The sequence below is a fragment of the Kitasatospora sp. NRRL B-11411 genome (assembly GCF_000721345.1).
GTDB classification, from domain to species: Bacteria; Actinomycetota; Actinomycetes; order Streptomycetales; family Streptomycetaceae; genus Kitasatospora; species Kitasatospora cineracea.
In genome coordinates this window covers 1-18920 of sequence record NZ_JOGH01000067.1, presented here as the reverse complement: position 1 = coordinate 18920, position 18920 = coordinate 1, and the positions used below count along the sequence as shown (strand labels likewise).

Genomic DNA, 18920 nt, shown 5'->3' with positions numbered 1-18920 from the left:
CCCGTGATTGGATAGCCCAACTCACCAAGTGCTTCGGATAGTGGCACTCGTCAACGGAGGGCACAAGGGGATGCGCCTGGCGGATCTCGGCGAGCGGAGCGGCGTCCCGCTCGCCACGGTCAAGTACTACCTGCGCGAGGGACTGCTCCCGCCCGGCCGCCGGATCAACGCCACCCAGGCCGAGTACGACGAGTCCCACCTGCGGCGGCTGCGGCTGGTGCGGGCGATGATCCAGGTCGGGCGGATCCCGGTGGCCACCGTGCGGGAGGTGCTGGCGCACGTCGACGACGACTCGCTCGGCCTGACCGTGCGGCTCGGCGCGGCGCTCTGGGCCCTGCCGCACCCCGCCGGGGAGGCCCCCGGCGCCCCGGCGGAGGCCGCGGGCCCGTCCCGGGAGGCCGCCGGCGGGCCGGCGGAGGCCGCGGGCCCGTCCCGGGAGGCTGCGAGCCCGTCCCGGGAGGCCGCCGTCGACCCGCACCGCGCCGCCGCCGACCTGCTGGTCGACGAGCTGCTGGCCCGGCTCGGCTGGTCGGCGGCCCGCGAGCTCGGCGCGCTCTCCCCCGCCCACCGCGCCCTGGTCACCACCCTCGCCACCCTGCACCGCCTCGGCTACCCCCTGGACGCCGACGACCTGCTCCCGTACGCCCGCACCATGGAGCAGGCCGCCGCCCACGACCTGGACCGGATGGAGCAGCTCCCCACCCCCCGGGAGCAGACGGAGTACGCCGTCGCCTCCGCCGCCCTGTTCGAGCCGGTCCTGCTCAACCTGCGCCGCCTGGCCCAGTGCGAGGAGTCCAACCGCCGCTACGGGCTCTGACCGGCGGTTCGCGGCGGGCCCGTCACAGGGCCGGAGCCGGGCCCGTCACAGAGCCGGGGCCAGACCGGGGCCGGGGCCCGTCACCAGGGGATGACGCCGGCGTCGTCGGAGAACGAACCGGTCGGGCCGTCGTCGGGCAGGGTGGCGAGCCGGATCGCGGCGGCCGCGCCCTGCGCGGCGGTCCGGGAGCCGTGGAAGCCGGTGAAGTCGGTGGCGACCAGGCCGGGGCAGGCGGCGTTGACCAGGATGCCCGTGCCGGCGAACTGCCGGGCGTAGTGCACGGTGACGGCGTTGAGGAAGGTCTTGGTCGGCGCGTAGGCGGCCATGACCGGGCCGACGTCGGCGCCGGGGTCCGCCTGCAGGGTCAGGGAGCCGACGGTGCTGGAGAGGTTGACGATCCGCGGTGACGCCGAGCGCCGCAGCAGCGGCAGCATCGCGTTGGTGACCCGGATGACGCCGATGACGTTGGTCTCCACGACGGCCCGGACCACGTCGAGGTCGAGCGCGGTCGGGTCCTGCTCCCAGCCCTGGCCGGTCGGCGGCCCGGAGATGCCGGCGTTGTTGACCAGTACGTCCAGGCGTCCGGCCTGCCGTTCGACCAGTTCCGCGGCCTCGGCGACGCTCCGGTCGCCGGTCACGTCCAGCGGCACCCCGAACGCGTCGATCCCGGCCTCGCGCAGCTTGCGGACGGCGGCCTCGCGCCGGTCCGCGTCGCGGGCCCCCACGCCCACCCGGTGGCCGAGGGCGCCGAGTCCGGCCGCGATCTCGTACCCGATTCCCTTGTTGGCGCCGGTGACCAGCGCGATCCTCGTGGTGTCGTTCATGACTGCTTCGCTCATGCCGCCGATCCTCGCCCGCGGACGGGCGGCGCTTCCAACACCGGTACGGTGCCCTGTCATACCCGGCGGGTATCACCGGCGGCGTACGCTGTGGCCGTGGACACCCTGGAGACCCGCGAGCTGACGTACTTCACGGCCGTGGCCGAGGAGCTGCACTTCGGACGGGCCGCCGAGCGCCTCGGCATGGCGCAGCCGCCGCTGTCCCGGGCCATCCAGCAGCTCGAACGGCGGCTCGGCGTACGCCTGTTGGAGCGCAACCGCCGCGGCGTCGCGCTGACCGGCGCCGGGGAGGTGCTGCTGCGCGAGGGCCGCGCGGCCCTCGCCGCGACCGCCGCCGCCGCGCGCCGCACCTGCCGGGCCGGCGGCACCGACGGCACGGGGGGCCGCCGCGACCGCCTGGTGCTGACGGTGAAGGCCGCGGCCTCCCACGAGCTGCTGCGCAGGTTGCTCGACGCCTACGCGGCCGAGCCGGGCGCCGCCGAGGTCGAGGTGCTGCCGAGCGGCACCTGCGAGCAGGAGGACATGCTGCGCGACGGCCGCGCCGACGTGGCGCTGATGCACTCGCCGTACAACTCCCTGGCCGGGTTCGACAGCGAGCAGTTGCTGACCGAGGGTCAGATCGCCGTCCTGCCCGCCCGGCACCCGCTGGCCGCCCGCACGAGCCTGTCCATGGCCGACGTGGGCGACCTCCCGGACCTCCCGATGGCCCGCTGGCCCCGCCGCGGCACCTACCCGCCCGGCCCGGGCCCCGAGGTCCGCGACCAGACGCAGCTGGCCCAACTGATCGCCCTCGGACGCACCATGGCCGTCTTCCCGGCCTCCGCCCGGGCCTGGCTGTGGGCCGAGCACGCCGCGGTGCCGCTCACCGACGCACCGCCCATCGTCACCCACATCGCCTGGCCGCCGCACAGCCGCTCGCTGCCCCTCGCCGCACTGGTCCGCACGGCCGTACGGCTCGGCCCGCCGCCGCCGTCCTGACCGGGTCAGGCCGTTACGGCTGCACCAGGCCTCCGCCGTCGACGGCCGGGTCCGGCCGCGGAGGGGCGACACGCCGGGGTCGGGCGACACGTCGGGGTCGGGCGGTGGGAAAATCCGTCGCGTCCGTCCGGGGCCCCGGGTACGGTCGGCGGCGGGTGCGCGCCGGGGCGACCGCCGGGTCACCGGGTGCGGACGGGTCGTCAACTCCTCCTCCCCGGAAGCAGGTTCGGTCGATGGCGTGTCGGATCAGTGAGCTCGTGCTCGAGTGCCGTGAACCCGAGGCGCTGGCCCGGTTCTGGTGCGAGGTGCTGGATTTCGTGGTGGTCGGCCGGGAGGCGGACGGCAGTGTCGAGGTCGGTCCGCGCGAGGGCTTCGGCGGTGCGCAGCCGACGCTGTTCCTGAGCGCCTGCACCGATCCGGGGCCGGTCGGGGCCCGGCTGCACTTCGACGTCAACCCGACCGACCGCGACCAGGGCGCCGAGCTGGAGCGGCTGCTCGCCCTGGGGGCCCGCCCGGCCGACATCGGGCAGACCGGCGAGGAGCCCTGGCACGTCCTGGCCGACCCGGAGGGCAACGTGTTCTGCCTGCTCAAGGCCCGGATCAGGGAGCTCTGACCGCTCCCCCGCCCCACCGTTCCTCCGCTCCGCGCCGCCCCCGCCGTGTTTCCGTTCCGGCGGGGGCGGTCAGACGCACGGCAGTGGTGCCGCCGTGCGCGAAGGCGTGCGGACGCGCAGGCGCGCAGACGCGTGCAGGAGCGAGAAGGAGGGACGTCCCGTGTCCAGGACTGTGGCGGATCAGGTGCTCGCCCGCTTGCGGGAGTGGGGCGTGGAGCAGGTGTTCGGGTACCCGGGGGACGGGATCAACGGGCTGCTGGCGGCGTGGGGGCGGGCCGACGACCGGCCCGCGTTCGTGCAGGCCAGGCACGAGGAGATGGCGGCGTTCGAGGCGGTGGGGTTCGCCAAGTTCTCGGGGCAGGTCGGCGTGTGCGCGGCGACCTCCGGCCCGGGCGCGATCCACCTGCTGAACGGGCTGTACGACGCGAAGCTCGACCACGTGCCGGTGGTGGCGATCGTCGGGCAGACCAACCGCAGCGCGATGGGCGGCTCGTACCAGCAGGAGGTGGACCTGCTGAGCCTGTACAAGGACGTGGCCTCGGCGTACTGCCAGATGGTGACCGTCCCGCAGCAGCTGCCGAACGTGCTGGACCGGGCGTTCCGGACGGCCGCGACGTACCGCACCGTGACCGCGGTGATCATCCCGGCGGACGTGCAGGAGCTGCCCGAGCAGGCGCCGGAGCACGCGTTCAAGATGGTGCCGTCCAGCCTGGGCATGCCGCACTCGCACCCCGTGCCGGACGACGGCGAGCTGCTGCGGGCCGCCGAGGTGCTGAACGCGGGCGGCAAGGTGGCGATGCTGGTCGGCCAGGGCGCCCGCGGGGCGCGGCAGCAGGTCGAGCAGGTGGCCGAGCTGCTGGGGGCGGGGGTGGCGAAGGCGCTGCTCGGCAAGGACGTGCTGCCGGACACCCTGCCGTACGTGACGGGGTCGATCGGGCTGCTGGGCACCCGGCCCTCGTACGAGCTGATGCGGGACTGCGACACGCTGCTGACCGTCGGCTCCAGCTTCCCGTACACCCAGTTCCTGCCGGAGTTCGACCAGGCGCGGGCGGTGCAGATCGACGCCGACCCGTTCATGGTGGGGCTGCGCTACCCGTACGAGGTGAACCTGGTGGGGGACGCGGCCGCGACGCTGGACCGGCTGCTGCCGATGCTGCACCGCAAGAAGGACCGCAGCTGGCAGCGCGGGGTGGAGAAGAACACCGAGCGCTGGTGGGGCGTGATGGAGGAGCGGGCGAAGGTCGCGGCCGATCCGATCAATCCGGAGTACCTGGTGCACGCGCTGGACGCGCTGCTGCCCGAGGACGCGATCCTGACCGCGGACTCGGGGTCGGCGGCCAACTGGTACGCCCGGCACCTGCGGATGCGCGGCACGATGCGCGGCTCGCTGTCGGGGACACTGGCGACGATGGGCCCGGGCGTGCCGTACGCGATCGGCGCGAAGTTCGCGCACCCGGACCGGCCGGTGGTGGCGCTGGTCGGCGACGGCGCGATGCAGATGAACGGGCTCGCCGAGCTGGTCACCATCGCCCGCTACCGGGAGCGCTGGAGCGACCCGCGGCTGGTGGTGTGCGTGCTGAACAACCACGACCTGAACCAGGTCACCTGGGAGATGCGGGCCATGGAGGGCGCGCCGAGCTTCCTGCCCTCGCAGCAGCTGCCGGACGTCCGGTACGCGGACTTCGCCGAGTCGGTGGGCCTGCGCGGGCTGCGGGTCGAGGAGCCGGGCAAGGTCCGGGCGGCCTGGGAGTGGGCGCTGGGCGCGGACCGGCCGTGCGTGCTGGACGTGCGCACCGACCCGGCGGTGCCGCCGATCCCGCCGCACGCCGACTGGTCGCAGATCAAGGACGCCGCCGAGTCGGTGCTGCGCGGCGACAGCGACCGGGTGGCCGTGGTCAAGCGCGGGCTGCGGGCCAAGCTGGCCGAGCTGCTGCCGCACCGGAGCAGGTCGTGACCGGGCCGCTGGCGGCGGTGCGGCTGTCCACGGCGGTGCGGCCGTCCGCGGTGGTGCGGCCGCTCGAAGCCGTCCGCGAGGGCCGGTTCCAGCGCTCGCTGGCGCTGGCCACCGGCGCGGGCTCGGTGGTGGCGGCCGCCGAGATCTACCTGGAGCACGACCGGGCCGGGTTCGGCAACCGGATGATGTGGTGGCCGGTGGTGCTGGGCCCGGTCGGCGCGGCCGCGGGCATCGCGGGCGCAGTGGACGCCAAGGCGGCCCGGACGCTGCTGCCGCTGGTCTCGGCGGCGATCGCCGCGAACGGGCTGCAGGGGTTCTGGCTGCACGTGCGCGGCGTCGCGGAGAAGCCGGGCGGCTGGCGGATGGCCCGGTTCAACCTGGAGACCGGCCCGCCGGTGTTCGCCCCGCTGCTGCTGGGCATGGTCGGCGGGATGGGCCTGGTCGCGGCGGTGCTGCGGCGCGAGGGAGGGTCGTGAGCGCGCGGGAGCGGCCGGGGCAGGAGGGGCGGCCGCCGTACGAGGGCCGGTTCCCCGGCTACGACTCGCTGGCCCGCCGCCCGCACTGGGACCCGGCGACGGCGGCCGTGGTGACGGGCCGGGTGGCGGGCCCGCGCCCGCCGCTGCGGCTGTTCGCGCCCGCCGAGGAGGCCGCCGCCCGGGCCCTGCTGGAGCGGCTGCTGGACCACCCCCCGGTCGACCTGCTGCCGATGATCGACGCCCGGCTGGCCGAGCGCGAGACCGACGGCTGGCACTACGCCGACCTGCCGCCCGACGACCGGGCCTGGCCGGAGAGCATGCGGGCGCTGGACGAGGACGCCCGGGCACTGCCCGGCCGCCCCGCCTTCGCCGAGCTGACGGTGCGCCAGCAGGACGGCCTGATCGAGAAGGTGCGCCGGGCGGTGCGCTGGCACGGCTGGCCGGCCAAGCACGTGTGGAGCCTGTGGACCCGCTACGCCTGCACCGCCTACTACAGCCACCCGGCGGCCTGGGACGAGATCGGCTTCGGCGGCCCGGCCTTCCCGTCCGGATACGCCCGGCTGGGCCTCGGACGCCGCGAGCCGTGGGAGGTCGCCGACGCGCACCCCGAGCGGCAGCCGGACGCCGACCCGTCCGACCCCGCTGTGCCGTCCCCTCCGTCCGAGCCGCCCGACCCGCCGCCGCTGCCCGCCGTCACCGACCCCGGGCGGCACAGCGGGGCGAAGGCCGCGCTCGCCACCCTGCACCAGTCGGCCCGCCGCCAGCGCGCGGTGCGCCGGCGCAACGCCTCCGCCTGGCTGCTGCCGCGCGACGGCCTGGGCTTCGACCGGCAGCTGGTCGAGCGGATGCGCCGCCACCGGGACGAGGACGAGGTCGACCTGGTGATCGTCGGCTGCGGCGCGGGCGGCACCGTGCTGGCGCAGCGGATGGCCCGGGCGGGCTGGTCGGTGGTGGTGCTGGAGGCGGGCCCGTTCTGGGAGCCGCTGCGGGACTGGGTGAGCGACGAGTACGCCTCGCACCAGCTGTACTGGACCGAGCCGCGGGTCCTGTCCGGCTCCGACCCGGTGCCGATGGGGTCGAACAACTCCGGGCGCGGGGTGGGCGGTTCGATGGTGCACTTCGCCGGGTACGCGCCGCGCTTCCACCCCTCCGACTTCGAGACGCTCAGCCGGGACGGGGTGGGCGCGGACTGGCCGCTGGCGTACGGCGACCTGCGCGGCTCCTACCAGCGGCTGGAGGCGGAGCTGCCGGTGGCCGGGCAGTACTGGCCGTGGGGCGAGCCGCACGCGTACCCGCACGCGCCGCACCCGGTGAGCGGCAACGGCGAGGTGTTCCTGCGCGGGGCGGCGGCGCTCGGTCTGGAGGCCCGGGTCGGGCCGGTGGCGATCACCAACGGCCGGTTCGGGCGGCGTCCGCACTGCGTGTACCGGGGGTTCTGCCTCCAGGGCTGCAAGGTCAACGCCAAGGCGTCGCCGCTGATCACCCACCTGCCGGACGCGCTGGCGCACGGCGTGGAGGTCCGCTCCGACGCGATGGCCGCCGCGGTCGAGCTCGGCCCGGACGGCCTGGCCCGCGGCGTGCGCTACCTGCGCGGCGGGCGCGAGCACCTCCAGCGGGCCCGGACGGTGGCGGTCGCCGGGTACGCGATCGAGACGCCCCGGCTGCTGCTCAACTCGGCGAACGCCCGCTTCCCGGACGGCCTGTGCAACGACTTCGACCAGGTCGGCCGGTACGTGATGGTGCAGGGCGCGCCGCAGACCTCGGGCCGGTTCGAGCAGGAGGTCCGGGCGTACAAGGCGCCGCCGCCGGAGGTGTCCACCGAGGCGTTCTACGAGACCGACCCGGCCAAGCCGTACCGGCGCGGGTTCACCATCCAGAACATCTCGCCGCTGCCGATCACCTGGGCCGAGCACGTGGTCGCCCAGGGCCACTGGGGTGCCAACCTGCGGCACTACCTGTCCGACTACGTGCACTGGGCGACGCTCGGCGCGATGGCCGAGCTGCTCCCGCAGCCCGGCAACCGGGTCACCCTGGCGGAGGAGAAGGACCGGCACGGGCTGCCGGTCGCGCACTTCGCCTACTCGCAGTGCGACAACGACCGGCAGCTGATCGCGGCCGCGCGCGGCGTGATGGAGGCGATCCTGACGGCGGCGGGCGCCAGCGAGGTGATCACCATCGACCGGTACGCACACCTGGTGGGCGGCTGCCGGATGGCCACCCGGCCGGAGGACGGCGTGGTCGACCGGGACCTGCGCTCCTTCGCGGTGCCGAACCTGCTGATCACCGACGGCAGCGTGCTGCCGACCCAGGGCGCCGCCAATCCGGCGCTCACCATCATGGCCCTGGTCGACCGGGCCGCGGGCGTGCTCGCCGCCGGGGCCCGCGCGGGCCTGCGCACCCCGGAGCGCGCGGGGCGCCCGGAGCACGCGGGGCGCCCGAAACGCCCGGAGCGCGCGGAGCACGCGGAGCACGCGGAGCGCGCGGAGCACCCGAAGCGACAGTCGTGAGGTGACCGTCATGTGGTCAGACCATCCGATCGAACGCCTGTCGGTCCGGGTGTACACCGTCCCGACCGACCGGCCCGAGGCCGACGGCACGCTCGCCTGGGACGCCACCACCCTGGTGCTGGTCGCGGTGGGCAGCGGCCCGGCCACCGGCCTGGGCTGGACGTACGGCGCGCCCGCCACCGGTGCACTGCTGCACGGCCTGCTCGCCCCGGTGGTGCTCGGCCGCGACGCGCTCGACACCGCCGGCGCGTACGAGGCGATGCGGCGGGCGCTGCGCAACGCGGGCCGGCCGGGCCTGGGCACGTACGCGCTGTCCGCCGTCGACCTGGCGCTGTGGGACCTCTCCGCCCGGCTGCTGGACATCCCGCTGGTGCGGCTGCTGGGCGGGCGGCCCCGGCCGGTCGAGGTGTACGGCAGCGGCGGGTTCACCACCTACCCGGACCGGGTGCTGGAGCACCGGCTGCGCGGTTGGGTCGAGGAGCAGGGCATCCCGCGCGTCAAGATCAAGATCGGCGAGTCCTGGGGCACCCGCCCCGAACGCGACCTCGAACGGATCTCCGCCGCCCGCGCCGCGATCGGCCCGGACGCGGCGCTGTACGTGGACGCGAACGGCGCGTTCACCGCGAAGCGGGCGATCCGGCTGGCGGCGGCGTTCGCCGCGGACGGGGTGTCCTGGTTCGAGGAACCGGTGCCCTCCGACGACCTGGCCGGGCTGGCCACCGTCCGAGACACCGTCTCCCCCGACGTCACGGCGGGCGAGTACGGCGACGAACCGCGCTACTTCGCCCGCCTCGCCCCCAGCGTGGACTGCCTGCAGGCGGACGCGACCCGCTGCGGCGGGCTGACCGGCTTCCTGCGCGCCGCGGCCGTCGCCGAGGCGGCCGGCGTCCCGCTCTCCGCGCACTGCTCCCCGCACGCGCACGCCCACGCGGCGGCCGCCCTGGCCGCCGGGGTCCGGCACCTGGAGTGGTTCCACGACCACGTCCGGGTCGAGTCGCTGCTGTTCGACGGCGTCCTCGACCCGGCCGGCGGCACCGTCGCCCCCGGCGCGGACGGCACCCCCGGGCACGGCCTGTCCCTCGCCGAGCGGCGCGCCGCGCCCTACCTGGTGGACGCCTGGCCCCCGCTCCGGCCCGACGGCTGACCCGGCCCGGCCCGGCGGGCCGCCCCGCGGGACGGCTGATTCGGCCCGGGCGCAGTGGGCAGACGCCTCCCGACCCGGGGCAACGGTGCACCGGGGCCCCGAGGAGCACGAGAACCCCTGGGCCACGAAGCCTTCAAGCCTCGAAACCTCGAAACCTCGAACTCACGAAGCAACGGAGCCAGCGAAAGGACTTGGACCATGCTGCTGCTCGGACTCCTGCTGTTCGCCGCGTCCGGCGCGTTCGCGGGCCTGCTGATCGCCGACAATCTCGGCGGCGGGCCCGAGACGGGCGTCACCGTGCTCGGCCACCAGATCGCCACCATGAGCACCCTGGGCGCGTTCCTGGCCGGGCTGGCCCTCGCGCTGATCTTCTGCGCCGGGCTCGCCCTGATGGGCGGCGGCCTGCGGTGGCGGCGCCACCGCCGGACGGTCCCGCCGGAGGACACCCGTCTGGTGCTGGACCGCACCACCGATCCGGACGGCGTCCCGGCGGACCTGCCGGCCGCCGACCGTCCCGCCGCCAACCAGCCCCCCACCGCCCAGCGCCCGCCCGGCCGCCCGCGCCACCGCTTCACCCACTGACCGACCGGGCCACTGACCGACCGGACCGCACCACCACCGCACGATCGAGGAGGACCGAACCATGAGTGACGCATCCGACCGCATGAAGCACAAGGCCGAGGAGGCCGTCGGCGCGGCGAAGGAGAAGGCCGGGGCCGCGACCGACAACGACCGGCTGGAGAACGAGGGCCGGGCCGACCAGGCCGGAGCCCAGGCCAAGCAGGGCGTCGACAAGGCCAAGGACCGGGTCGCCGAGGGCGTCGACAAGGTCAAGGGCGCCTTCAAGCGCTGACCCCGCCCCCCGCCCCACCGGGCCGGGCCCGTCCGACAGCGGCGAAAACCCGCTCGCCGGACGGGCCCGGCCCTGGTTGGCTCGCGGCATGAGCCACGTCGCCAACGTCATGCTGTCGGTCGAGCCCGACGACCGCCCCCTCGCCGAGGAGTTGAGCCGCTGGCTGGAGTCCGACGCACCGCTCCGGGGCCGGGACGGGAGGACGGGGTGGGTCGGGGCGCTGCGCGAGACCACCGGGGCGGACACCCGGTGGGGCGGCGGGAAGTTCCCGGAGTGCGACGTGTACGCCGGGGCGCTGAACCACGCGGACCTCGCCGCCCTGATCGCCCGGGTCGAGCAACTCCCCTGGCAGCAACCCGGGTTCGTCCAGCTGATGGTGATGGACCAGGAGGAGGTGTACTTCCGGGTGTGGATGTTCCACGGCCCGCGGCTCCGCCTGCTGACCCCCGCCGGACGCGAGCAGGAGTACTGGCCCGGGACCGGCCCGGCGGACGTCCACCTCCGGCTCGCCCTGACCACCGACGCCGGCCTGCTGCGCGACCTGCTGACCGCCGGGGCCGGTGGCGCCCCCGACAACTCCGACAACTCCGACGGCGCCGACAGCCGGCAGGTCGCGCGCCGCGCGGACGGCTGGCCGCGCCCCGGCGACTTCGGCCTGGTGGCCCTCTCCACCACCGAGGAGTCCGGCTGGCAGCCGGTGCCGATCGGCGCGGCCTGGTTCCGGCACACCGGAGAACAGAGCGGCGGCAGGCCCGGCGGTGACGGTAACGATGGCGAACAGGTGGGCAGCACTGCGGAGTTGACCGTCGTGCTGGTGCCCGCGCACCGGGGTCGCGGGGTCGGCGCCCAGCTGCTCGGCCCGCTGCTGCGGGCAGCCCGCGCCGAAGGGGTCGGCCGGCTCACCGCCCGCGTCCCGTCCACCGCCCCGGCGGGCACCCGGGCCTGGCTGCGGCGGCACGGCGGCTTCCGCGACCTGCCGGACGGGGCCGGGCAGTTGGGCCTCGACCTGTCCTGACCTGCCCACCCACCCCCTCCCAGGTCAAGTAACAGTCAAGTACAGACCTGCTACAGCCAAAGCAGTGTCCGACCGCTCGTTCGACGGCGGATTTCCCGCGACGGCCCGCACCGTCCCGCACCGTCCCGCCGAGGAGCCCGCCCCGCCGGTCCGCCCCCGTATTCCCCACCCTCCACCAAATCCCGTCCACCACAAGCGAGTTGGAGATATCGGCCGGCCAGAGTGGCCCCAAGGGATTTCCGGTCCGATTTCCAGGAAACACCCAGAATCCGTCGTCCCCCGCAATTCCGGGTAGGCTGCGCGGAATTGCGCCGGGCGACGGGGCCGGACGCGGTGGGACGGGGAGACGAGGGGGAGCTGTGGCCCAGGGGACGTTCCGGGTGGAGGTCGACGAGCTCGGCCGGGTGTCGAAGGAGCTCGCCGAGGCGACCGGCAGCATGGGCGGTGCGCTGCACGCGCTGGGCCGCACGTCGCCGCAGGTGACCGGGCAGCGCGAACTGGACGGCGCGTGCGCGGCGTTCGCCGACGACTGGAAGTACGGGCTGAAGCAGCTCAACGAGACGCTGCACGCGATCAGCGAGGGCCTGGACGTGACCGTGCGGGCGTACCGGGAGACCGACGAGACGGTGCGCCGGGTGATGGCGGGGGAGGCGGCCTGATGTCGACCCTTCCGTTCCCGGCCTGGGCCGCACCGACCGACCGCGAGGGGTTCGACGCGCTCGGGTTCGACCCGGCGCCCGGCAGCCTGCCCGGCATCGACGAGCTGGTCCGCGACCTCCAGCAGGCCGCGAAGGAGCTGGAGGACGCCCGCAGCAGCGTGAACCGGGCGTCCTGCGGCGGCGGGGCCTGGCAGGGCGAGGCGGCGGACGCGTTCTCCGCCCGGATCGCCAAGCTGCCGGGCCAACTCGACGTCGCCCAGGCGTCGTTCAGCTCGGCGTACACCGCGCTGGCGGGCTGGCGCGACCAGCTCGCCGGTCTGCAGCGCACCGCCGCCGACCAGGAGGAGCAGGCCCGGGCGGCGAAGGCCCGGCGCGCCCGGGCCGCCGACAACCCGGACCTGAAGCTGGGCGGCCTGTGGTTCCAGGACGAGCGGCAACTCGCCGACGCCGAGAGCAGGTTGCGCAAGGCGGACGCCGAACTGCGGGCGGCCGACGCCGACTTGCAGGGCATCGTGGCCCGGGCCGAGGCGCTGCGCGCCGAGCACGACCAACTGGCCCGGCAGGCCGCCCGGGTGGTGGCCCGGGCCGGCGAGGACGCGCCGGACGGTCCGGGCTGGTTCGCCAACCTGATGGACAGCGTGAAGAAGGTCGCCCAGGCGCACGTCCAGCTCGCCAAGGAAGCCATGGAGTGGGCCAGGTCGCACGCCAACGCGATCGCGGCGGTCGGCGACCTGCTCTCCAACGCGAGCACCCTGGTCGGCCTGGGCTCGATCGCGCTGGCCGGCGCCGGGCTGGTGTTCCCGCCGCTGGAGGTCGGCGCGGCCGCACTGAACGCGGTCTCGATGGGCCTGTCCGGCGCCGCGCTGGCCGCGCACGGCGTGGCCGCGGCGGCGGGGGCGGACGTACCGCCGCTGAGCTTCGCGGTCGACGTGATGGGCATGGTCCCGGTGATCGGCGAGGTCGGCAAGACCGGCAAGCTCGCCGCCTCGCTGTTCGCCCGGGAGGCGGTCGGCAACGGCGTAGCCCTGGGTGCCACCGGCATCTCCCTGGACGGCTGGTCGAAGGACGCGAGCGGCCTGCGCCAGTTCCTGCCCCGCGACGGCGGCCAGTGGGGCGAACTGCTGCTGGGCGGCCCGCTGCTGGTGGGCCTGGACAACGCCTGGCACGACGGCTCCGAGAAGGACAGGGCCGCCGCCGGGAACGGGAGTTGACGATGCGTCAGGCAGGATGCCCGCACGGGGTGGCCGGATGGACCTGACCCGCACCGCCCTGCTGCTCGACGGCCGGGGCACCGTCGACGAACTGGTCAACTCCTTCACCTTCGACGAGGGCCGGCTGCGCTGGCTGTGCTGGCTCTACGGCTACCGGCTCGAACAGGCCCGGCAGGTCGGCCGCACCCACCACAAGCGGGTGCGGGCCGTGCTGGACCAGGACCCGGCCGCCCGGGCCCGGGCCGCGTGGATGCGCGCCCCGGACCTGCGGCCCGGCGCACCCGCCCCGGTGCCGTGGACCGGCCCGCACACCGGCGCCCCGGCCGCCTGGACGCCCCCGGGGTGGCCGCCCGGCTGCGGGCCGCTCCCGCCCGCGCCCGACCGGATGCCCCGGGCCACGCCCGAGCAGGTCGACGCGGAGTACCGCCCGGCGGGCCTGCTGGTGATCGGCGGCGTGTTCGCCGTCGCCGCGCTGGCCCTGGCGGCGAGCGCCCCGGCGGCGGCCGCAGTCCTCGGCGCCGTCGCGCTGGCGTTCCTGGTCGGCTACCTGCCCGCCAGGCGCCACCGCGACCGGCTGCTCGATGCGGCCGCCGACCGCCGACCCCCGTACGACCCGCCGCCGGGCCCCGGCACCCCGCCGCCACCGCCTCCCCCACCGCGCTCCCTGACCCGTGAGGACGACCGTTGACCGGCAGCACCGCCCGACCCCCGCAGAGCCCGGAGAACGCAGCAACCCCGGCGGACACCGCGGACACCGCGGACAGCACGAGCGACGCGCACGCGGACCGGGCGGCGACGGTGGAGTTCGACGTCCCGCCCGACTTCGTGCCGTTCGAGCCCGCCGACGGCGTGGACGACGCCTACGAGCTGGTCCTGGCCCGGCTCGGCCCGGCCGCCGAGGGGCTGCCGCCCGCCCGGCGGCAGGCGCTCACCGAGCTGTACGCGGCCGGGTCGGCCGCGCTCGACGGGGCAGGCGCGATCTGGTCCGGCACCTGCCTCGGCACGGTCGGCGACCGGCTGTCCACGGCGACGCTCACCGTCACCGCGCTCGGCACCGGGGACGACACCCCGCAGGCCACCGCCGCCGCCGGGCTGGTCGAGGTCCTCACCCCGCCGGACGCCGGGCCGTCGCCGACGCTCCGCCGGTTCGACGCCCCGGCCGGCCCGGTGGTGATCACCCTCGAACAGCAGCCGGGCTGGCAGCTCACCGCCGAGGAGAGCGTGCCGCTGCTCTCCGCCAAGGCGTACCTGCCGATGCCGCCCGCGCTCCGGGGCGTCCTGCTGCTCGAACTCAGCACCCCGGACGTCGACAGCTGGCCCGAGGTGTACGCCCCGCTGCTGGTCCGGGTCGTGCGCAGCGTCCGCTTCCCGACCGCGCCGAAGGCGCCCGCCCCTCCCCCGGCCCCGACCGCGGCCCCGGCCGGCGGCGACCCGTTCGGCACCCGGCTGGTCTGACCCCGCGGCTGCCGGCTGCCGGCTGCCGGCGGCGGGTCAGCGGCAGCGCCGTCGGCCGAGCGCGCCGGCCGCCAGCAGCAGCGCGGCGGTGGCGGCGGTGGCGGCCAGCGGGGCGCGGTGGCGGTCGACCCAGGCTTGCAGGCAGCGGGCGTGCGCCTCGTCGTCGAAGCGGCCGTGGGAGCCGTGGTCGCGGTGCTCGTCGAGCGGGGCCCACAGGTTGTCGGGCTGGTCGGGCGGGCGCGGGGCGTCGGTCTGCTGGGCGTCGTAGCCGGTGCGGGCGAGGTAGCGGTCGAGCAGGCCGGGGGCGAGCGCGTTGGCCAGCAGGGTGGCGACGGTGGAGCCGCCGACCCGGTACTCGCGGCGGCCGGGGTGGTCGGCGGCGTGCACGATGGCGCGGGCGATCGGCTCGGGCTGGTAGACGGGCGCGACGGGGCGGCCCTGGCGGGGCAGCCGGGAGCGCACCCAGTCGAACTGCGTGGTGTTGACGGCGGGCAGCTGCACCATCGTGGTGCGCACCGCCGTGCCCTGGTGCAGCAGTTCGCAGCGCACGGCCTCGTTCCAGCCCTGCAGGGCGTGCTTGGCGCCGCTGTACGCGCTCTGCAGCGGGATGCCGCGGTAGGCGATCGCGGAGCCGACCTGGACCACGCAGCCGCGGTCGCGCGGCAGCATCCGGCGCAGCGCGGCGCGGGTGGCGTACACGTAGCCGAGGTAGGAGACCTCGGTGACGCGGCGGAAGTCGGCGGGCGTGATCTCGGTGAAGGGGGCGAAGACCGAGGCGAGGGCGGCGTTGACCCAGACGTCGATCGGGCCGAGGGCGCGTTCGACGCTCTCGGCGGCGCGTTCGACGGCGTCCGGGTCGGCGAGGTCGACGGTGACGGCCATCGCGCGGGCCCCCATGTCGCGGGCCTCCTCCAGCGCGGCGTCCAGTCCGGCCCGGCCGCGGGCCAGCAGGGCGACGCGGTCGCCGCGGGCGGCGAAGGCGCGGGCCACGGCGCGGCCGACGCCGGCGGAGGCGCCGGTGACGACGACGGTGCGGGGTTCGGTGGGTGCCATGGCAGACGTCTGACCGGTCCGGGCGGAACGGAAACCGCACCGGACCGCAGCGGGGCCCGGACGAGACGGCTTCGGCGTTCAGCACTCAGCGCTCAGCACTCAGCGCTCAGCGCTCAGGGCTCAGCGCTCAGGGCTCAGGGCTCAGGGCTCAGGGCTCAGGGCTCAGGGCTCACCGTCACCGTGGTCGTCGCCGTTACTGCCGTTGCCGTTGCGGTGCAGCAGCAGCCAGGGCAGCAGCAGCCACCACAGGGCGAACCAGGCCATCACGACGGCGACGATCAGCCAGGCGAACGGGCTGCCGCCGGTGGCCAGGTGCAGCAGCATGAGCAGCGCGGAGCCGACGGTGAGGGCGAGCAGGACGACGCCGAGGGTGACCACTCGGGCGGTGGCGTCGACGAGTTGGGGCTTGAGGCGGCGGCCGGCGAGCAGCCGGTGGTAGGCGACGGGGGCGATCAGTGCGCCGGTGGCGAGGGCGCCGAGGACGACGGTGACCACGTACAGGCCGCGTTCGAAGGTGTCGAGGGTGGTGAAGCGCGGCATGAAGACCACGCTCAGCAGGAAGCCGAACAGGATCTGCGCGCCGGTCTGGGCGACCCGGACCTCCTGGAGCAGTTCGGTCCAGCGCCGGTCCGCACGCTCGTTCGGCGTCTCGTGGCGACCCCGGCGGTCCTCGGGCACGGTGGTGGCCCCCTTCCGTCCGCAGGGCGTCTGTCCGGCCGGGGCGGACCGGAAACCGGGGGTGTGGGGCGCGGCGGCCGGGGTAGACGGGGCCACGCACCGGAAGAGTTCCGGCGGGGGGACGGGTCGGGAGGAGGCGACGGGGCATGGCAGCGGACGTCGCGGCCGCACTGTTCGACGTGGACGGCACCCTGGTGGACACCACCTACCTGCACACCCTCGCCTGGTGGCAGGCGCTGGCGCAGTACGGCCACGAGGTGGACGCCGCCCGGGTGCACCGGGCCATCGGCATGGGCAGCGACCAGTTGCTCGACCACCTGCTCGGGGACGACCGGGACCGCTCCGAGGACGACTCGGTCAGCGCCGCGCACCTCGCGCTGTACGCCCAGCACTGGCCCGGCCTGCGGGCCTTCCCCGGGGCGGGCGACCTGCTGCGGGAGTGCGCCGGGCGGGGGTGGCGGGTGGTGCTGTCGACCTCCGCCTCGGGCCGTGAACTCGACGTGCTGCGCCGGGTGCTGGACGCCGACGACGCGGTGCACGCGACGGCCGACGCGGACGCGGTGGACGCCTCCAAGCCGGCCCCCGACCTGGTGCGCAGCAGCCTGGCGCAGGTGTCCGCCGCGGCGGACCGGTCGGTGTTCGTCGGCGACAGCGTGTGGGACGTCCGGGCCGCGAACCGGGCCGGGACGCCGTGCGTCGGGGTGGAGACCGGCGGCTTCGCCGCCGCGGAGCTGCGCGACGCGGGCGCCCTGGAGGTGCACCCCTCGGTGGGCGGGCTGCTGGACGGCCTGGACGACAGCCTGCTGGCCCGGCCGCGGACCGGTGAACGGTGAACGGGACGCGTACGACGAGCGGCCGCCTCGCCCGCTCTGCCCGTTCTGCCCGCTCTGCCTGCTTGACCTGCATCTGCTGTGCCCGCCGCCTGGGCTACCGCGTCCGCGCGGCGTCCTGGACGGCCCTGTGTGCCCTGTGTGCCCTGTGCACGCTGCTGGACCCGGCTGCGCGCGCGGCCACGGTCGCGGGCCCGGCCACGGTCGTGGACGACTGACGACCGACGATTGATCGACTGATCGACTGATCGACTGGTGGTGAGGACGGTGGACGGCGCGACGCTCTCCCCCCGGGAACGCCAACTGCTGGCGGCCCTGGAGGCCGAACTGCGGGTGGACGTCGAGCTGGACCTGCGCCTGCGCACCATGCGCCACCACCAGTTCCGGGCGGTGCTCGGCCCACCCTGCCGGGCGCTGCTCTCGGTGCTGCTCGGGGTGTTGCACGTGACGCGGTCCTCCCGATGATCGCTTCATGACGGTCCGATCATCGGTCCGCTCTCCGTCCGTCCCCTCCCGCGCTTCTCTCCCCTCCCCCGCGCCCGTCCCCTCCCGCGCGCGGCTCGTGCAGCTCGCGGAACACCGCCCAGCCCACCGACAGCACCGGTACCGCGACGGCCGCGCCGACGATCCCGCCGAGGGTGCCGCCGACGGCCACCGCCAGGGCGACCGCGACGGGGTGCAGCCGGACCGCCCAGCCCATCACCAGCGGGTGCAGGACGTGTCCCTCCAGCTGGCCGATCAGCACGATCAGGGCCAGCACCAGCAGGGCGGTGACCGGCCCGCGGGTGGCGAGGGCGACCAGCGAGGCGACGGCCAGCGCGATCGGCGAACCGACCAGCGGGATCAGCGCCGCCACGAACTCCAGGCCCGCCAGCGGCACCGCCAGCGGCACGCCGAGGGCCGCCAGCGCCACCCCGACCAGGACGGCGTTGGTGCCCGCGACCAGGAACAGCCCCCGGGTGTACCCGGCGAAGGCCCGCCACGCGGCGTGCCCGGCCCGGCGCCAGAGCACCGCGCTCCGGGCGGGCAGCAGGCCGGTCGCCCAGCCCCACATCCGCTCCCCCGAATGGGTCAGGAACACGGCGCAGAAGACCGCGAGCGCCGCCCCGGCCGCCGCCTCCACCACCCACCCCGCGCTGGTCAGGGCGGTGGACAGGACGGCCTGCCGGTGGGTGTTGAGCAGCTCGCCCAGCCGCTGCCGGAGGTCCGTCAGCGTCCCGGACCGGGCGTGCAGCGGCGGCCCCTCCAGCCAGTGCTCCAGCCGGTCGACCCCGCCGCGCACCTGCCCGCCGAGCTGCCCCGCCTGCGCCCGGACCACCACCGCGACCAGCACCCCCAGCCCGGCGATCAGCACCAGCGCGCCCAGCACCGTCAGCAGCACCGCCAGCGCGCGGCATCCGACGGGCCAGCAGGTCGACGGGCGGCCGCAGCACGGCCGTGAGCACCAGCGCGACGAACACCGCCACCACCGGCAGGATCAGCCGGCTGACCACCAGGTAGCCCGCGTACCCGGCCGCGGCCACCAGCAGCAGCCGCCCGGCCCGCCCCGCCGCCCGCTCCCACCCGCCCCGCCGCCCGGCCACCGGCCCGGGACGCCCGCGCGGCACCCGCGCCACGGCGGAACGGCTGCCCAACGGCGCCCGCACCCGCGCCCGTCGTCCCCTCCCGGGCGCGACGTACCGCCGGGAACCCCGGCCGGGCCGGGGGCCGGGGCCGGGTCCAGTGCCAGGTCCGAGTCCAGGTCCGGGCATCGGGGCATCACCTCCGGCCCTACCGTCTGCCCGAACCGCCGCACGCTACCCGCTACTGCCCGCCGTCCCACCCCGCCGCCCCGCCC

20 protein-coding genes are annotated in these 18920 nt (G+C 75.9%); 16 read left to right on the top strand and 4 right to left on the bottom strand.

Annotated elements, in window-relative coordinates; translation table 11 throughout:
• Window positions 1–70: 70 nt before the first annotated feature.
• Entirely contained in the window at window positions 71–817 is a 747-nt protein-coding gene (locus IH44_RS0125500) for a MerR family transcriptional regulator (RefSeq protein WP_030462055.1), read from the top strand.
• A gap of 80 nt (window positions 818–897) precedes the next feature.
• Here IH44_RS0125500 and IH44_RS0125495 read toward each other — a convergent pair whose 3' ends face one another.
• A complete protein-coding gene (locus IH44_RS0125495; RefSeq protein WP_030462054.1) occupies window positions 898–1656 on the bottom strand; it encodes an SDR family oxidoreductase in 759 nt (252 codons plus the stop codon).
• A 96-nt stretch (window positions 1657–1752) separates the two neighbouring features.
• Here IH44_RS0125495 and IH44_RS0125490 point away from each other — a divergent pair, with 96 nt between their 5' ends.
• From IH44_RS0125490 to IH44_RS0125420, 13 genes are all read left to right on the top strand, one after another.
• Window positions 1753–2634 carry a LysR family transcriptional regulator gene (locus IH44_RS0125490; RefSeq protein ID WP_030462053.1) on the top strand — a complete coding sequence of 294 codons (882 nt, stop codon included), beginning with the start codon at window positions 1753–1755 and terminating at the stop codon, window positions 2632–2634.
• Window positions 2635–2867: 233 nt separating this feature from the next.
• Complete coding sequence (locus IH44_RS0125485) at window positions 2868–3248, top strand: VOC family protein (protein WP_030462052.1); 381 nt, start codon at window positions 2868–2870, stop codon at window positions 3246–3248.
• A gap of 160 nt (window positions 3249–3408) precedes the next feature.
• Window positions 3409–5202: a thiamine pyrophosphate-requiring protein gene (locus IH44_RS0125480; RefSeq protein ID WP_030462051.1), complete on the top strand. Its 1794-nt coding sequence runs from the start codon at window positions 3409–3411 to the stop codon at window positions 5200–5202.
• Window positions 5199–5678, top strand: coding sequence for a hypothetical protein (locus IH44_RS0125475; RefSeq protein WP_081967109.1), 480 nt, complete (start codon window positions 5199–5201; stop codon window positions 5676–5678). Before IH44_RS0125480 ends, IH44_RS0125475 begins: the two co-directional genes overlap by 4 nt.
• Complete coding sequence (locus tag IH44_RS44515) at window positions 5675–8185, top strand: GMC family oxidoreductase (RefSeq protein WP_081967108.1); 2511 nt, start codon at window positions 5675–5677, stop codon at window positions 8183–8185. Before IH44_RS0125475 ends, IH44_RS44515 begins: the two co-directional genes overlap by 4 nt.
• 10 nt (window positions 8186–8195) lie before the next feature.
• Complete coding sequence (locus IH44_RS0125460; protein WP_030462048.1) at window positions 8196–9329, top strand: enolase C-terminal domain-like protein; 1134 nt, start codon at window positions 8196–8198, stop codon at window positions 9327–9329.
• Between the two features lie 198 nt (window positions 9330–9527).
• The gene (locus tag IH44_RS49775) at window positions 9528–9911 is read left to right on the top strand and encodes a hypothetical protein (RefSeq protein WP_063759683.1); all 384 of its coding nucleotides are present in this window, start codon (window positions 9528–9530) and stop codon (window positions 9909–9911) included.
• 61 nt (window positions 9912–9972) lie between these two features.
• Window positions 9973–10182, top strand: a complete 210-nt coding sequence (locus tag IH44_RS0125450) for a CsbD family protein (protein WP_030462046.1) — start codon at window positions 9973–9975, stop codon at window positions 10180–10182.
• Between the two features lie 88 nt (window positions 10183–10270).
• Complete coding sequence (locus IH44_RS45630; RefSeq protein WP_063759682.1) at window positions 10271–11197, top strand: GNAT family N-acetyltransferase; 927 nt, start codon at window positions 10271–10273, stop codon at window positions 11195–11197.
• Window positions 11198–11556: 359 nt separating this feature from the next.
• Window positions 11557–11856, top strand: coding sequence for a WXG100 family type VII secretion target (locus IH44_RS0125435; RefSeq protein ID WP_030462045.1), 300 nt, complete (start codon window positions 11557–11559; stop codon window positions 11854–11856).
• On the top strand, window positions 11856–13067 hold the full coding sequence (locus IH44_RS0125430) for a putative T7SS-secreted protein (protein WP_030462044.1): 1212 nt from the start codon (window positions 11856–11858) through the stop codon (window positions 13065–13067). The genes IH44_RS0125435 and IH44_RS0125430 overlap by 1 nt, the downstream gene beginning before the upstream one ends.
• Window positions 13068–13104: 37 nt before the next feature.
• Entirely contained in the window at window positions 13105–13755 is a 651-nt protein-coding gene (locus tag IH44_RS0125425) for a hypothetical protein (RefSeq protein ID WP_030462043.1), read from the top strand.
• Window positions 13752–14522, top strand: coding sequence for a hypothetical protein (locus IH44_RS0125420; RefSeq protein ID WP_030462042.1), 771 nt, complete (start codon window positions 13752–13754; stop codon window positions 14520–14522). The genes IH44_RS0125425 and IH44_RS0125420 overlap by 4 nt, the downstream gene beginning before the upstream one ends.
• A 36-nt stretch (window positions 14523–14558) precedes the next feature.
• Here the strand turns inward: IH44_RS0125420 and IH44_RS0125415 are convergent, their stop codons facing one another.
• The gene (locus tag IH44_RS0125415; RefSeq protein WP_030462041.1) at window positions 14559–15575 is read right to left on the bottom strand and encodes an SDR family oxidoreductase; all 1017 of its coding nucleotides are present in this window, start codon (window positions 15573–15575) and stop codon (window positions 14559–14561) included.
• Between the two features lie 162 nt (window positions 15576–15737).
• Window positions 15738–16253, bottom strand: coding sequence for a DUF6328 family protein (locus tag IH44_RS0125410; RefSeq protein ID WP_051817303.1), 516 nt, complete (start codon window positions 16251–16253; stop codon window positions 15738–15740).
• Between the two features lie 146 nt (window positions 16254–16399).
• On the opposite strand from IH44_RS0125410, the gene IH44_RS0125405 reads away from it, so the two are divergent.
• Both IH44_RS0125405 and IH44_RS0125400 read left to right on the top strand, forming a co-directional pair.
• Complete coding sequence (locus IH44_RS0125405) at window positions 16400–17086, top strand: HAD family hydrolase (RefSeq protein ID WP_030462039.1); 687 nt, start codon at window positions 16400–16402, stop codon at window positions 17084–17086.
• 252 nt (window positions 17087–17338) lie between these two features.
• Entirely contained in the window at window positions 17339–17548 is a 210-nt protein-coding gene (locus tag IH44_RS0125400; protein WP_157852460.1) for a hypothetical protein, read from the top strand.
• A gap of 19 nt (window positions 17549–17567) precedes the next feature.
• On the opposite strand, the gene IH44_RS41395 is transcribed toward IH44_RS0125400, so the two are convergent.
• Window positions 17568–18464 (bottom strand): AI-2E family transporter, encoded by an 897-nt coding sequence (locus IH44_RS41395; RefSeq protein WP_063759681.1) that lies wholly within the window; start codon window positions 18462–18464, stop codon window positions 17568–17570.
• Window positions 18465–18920: the final 456 nt, after the last annotated feature.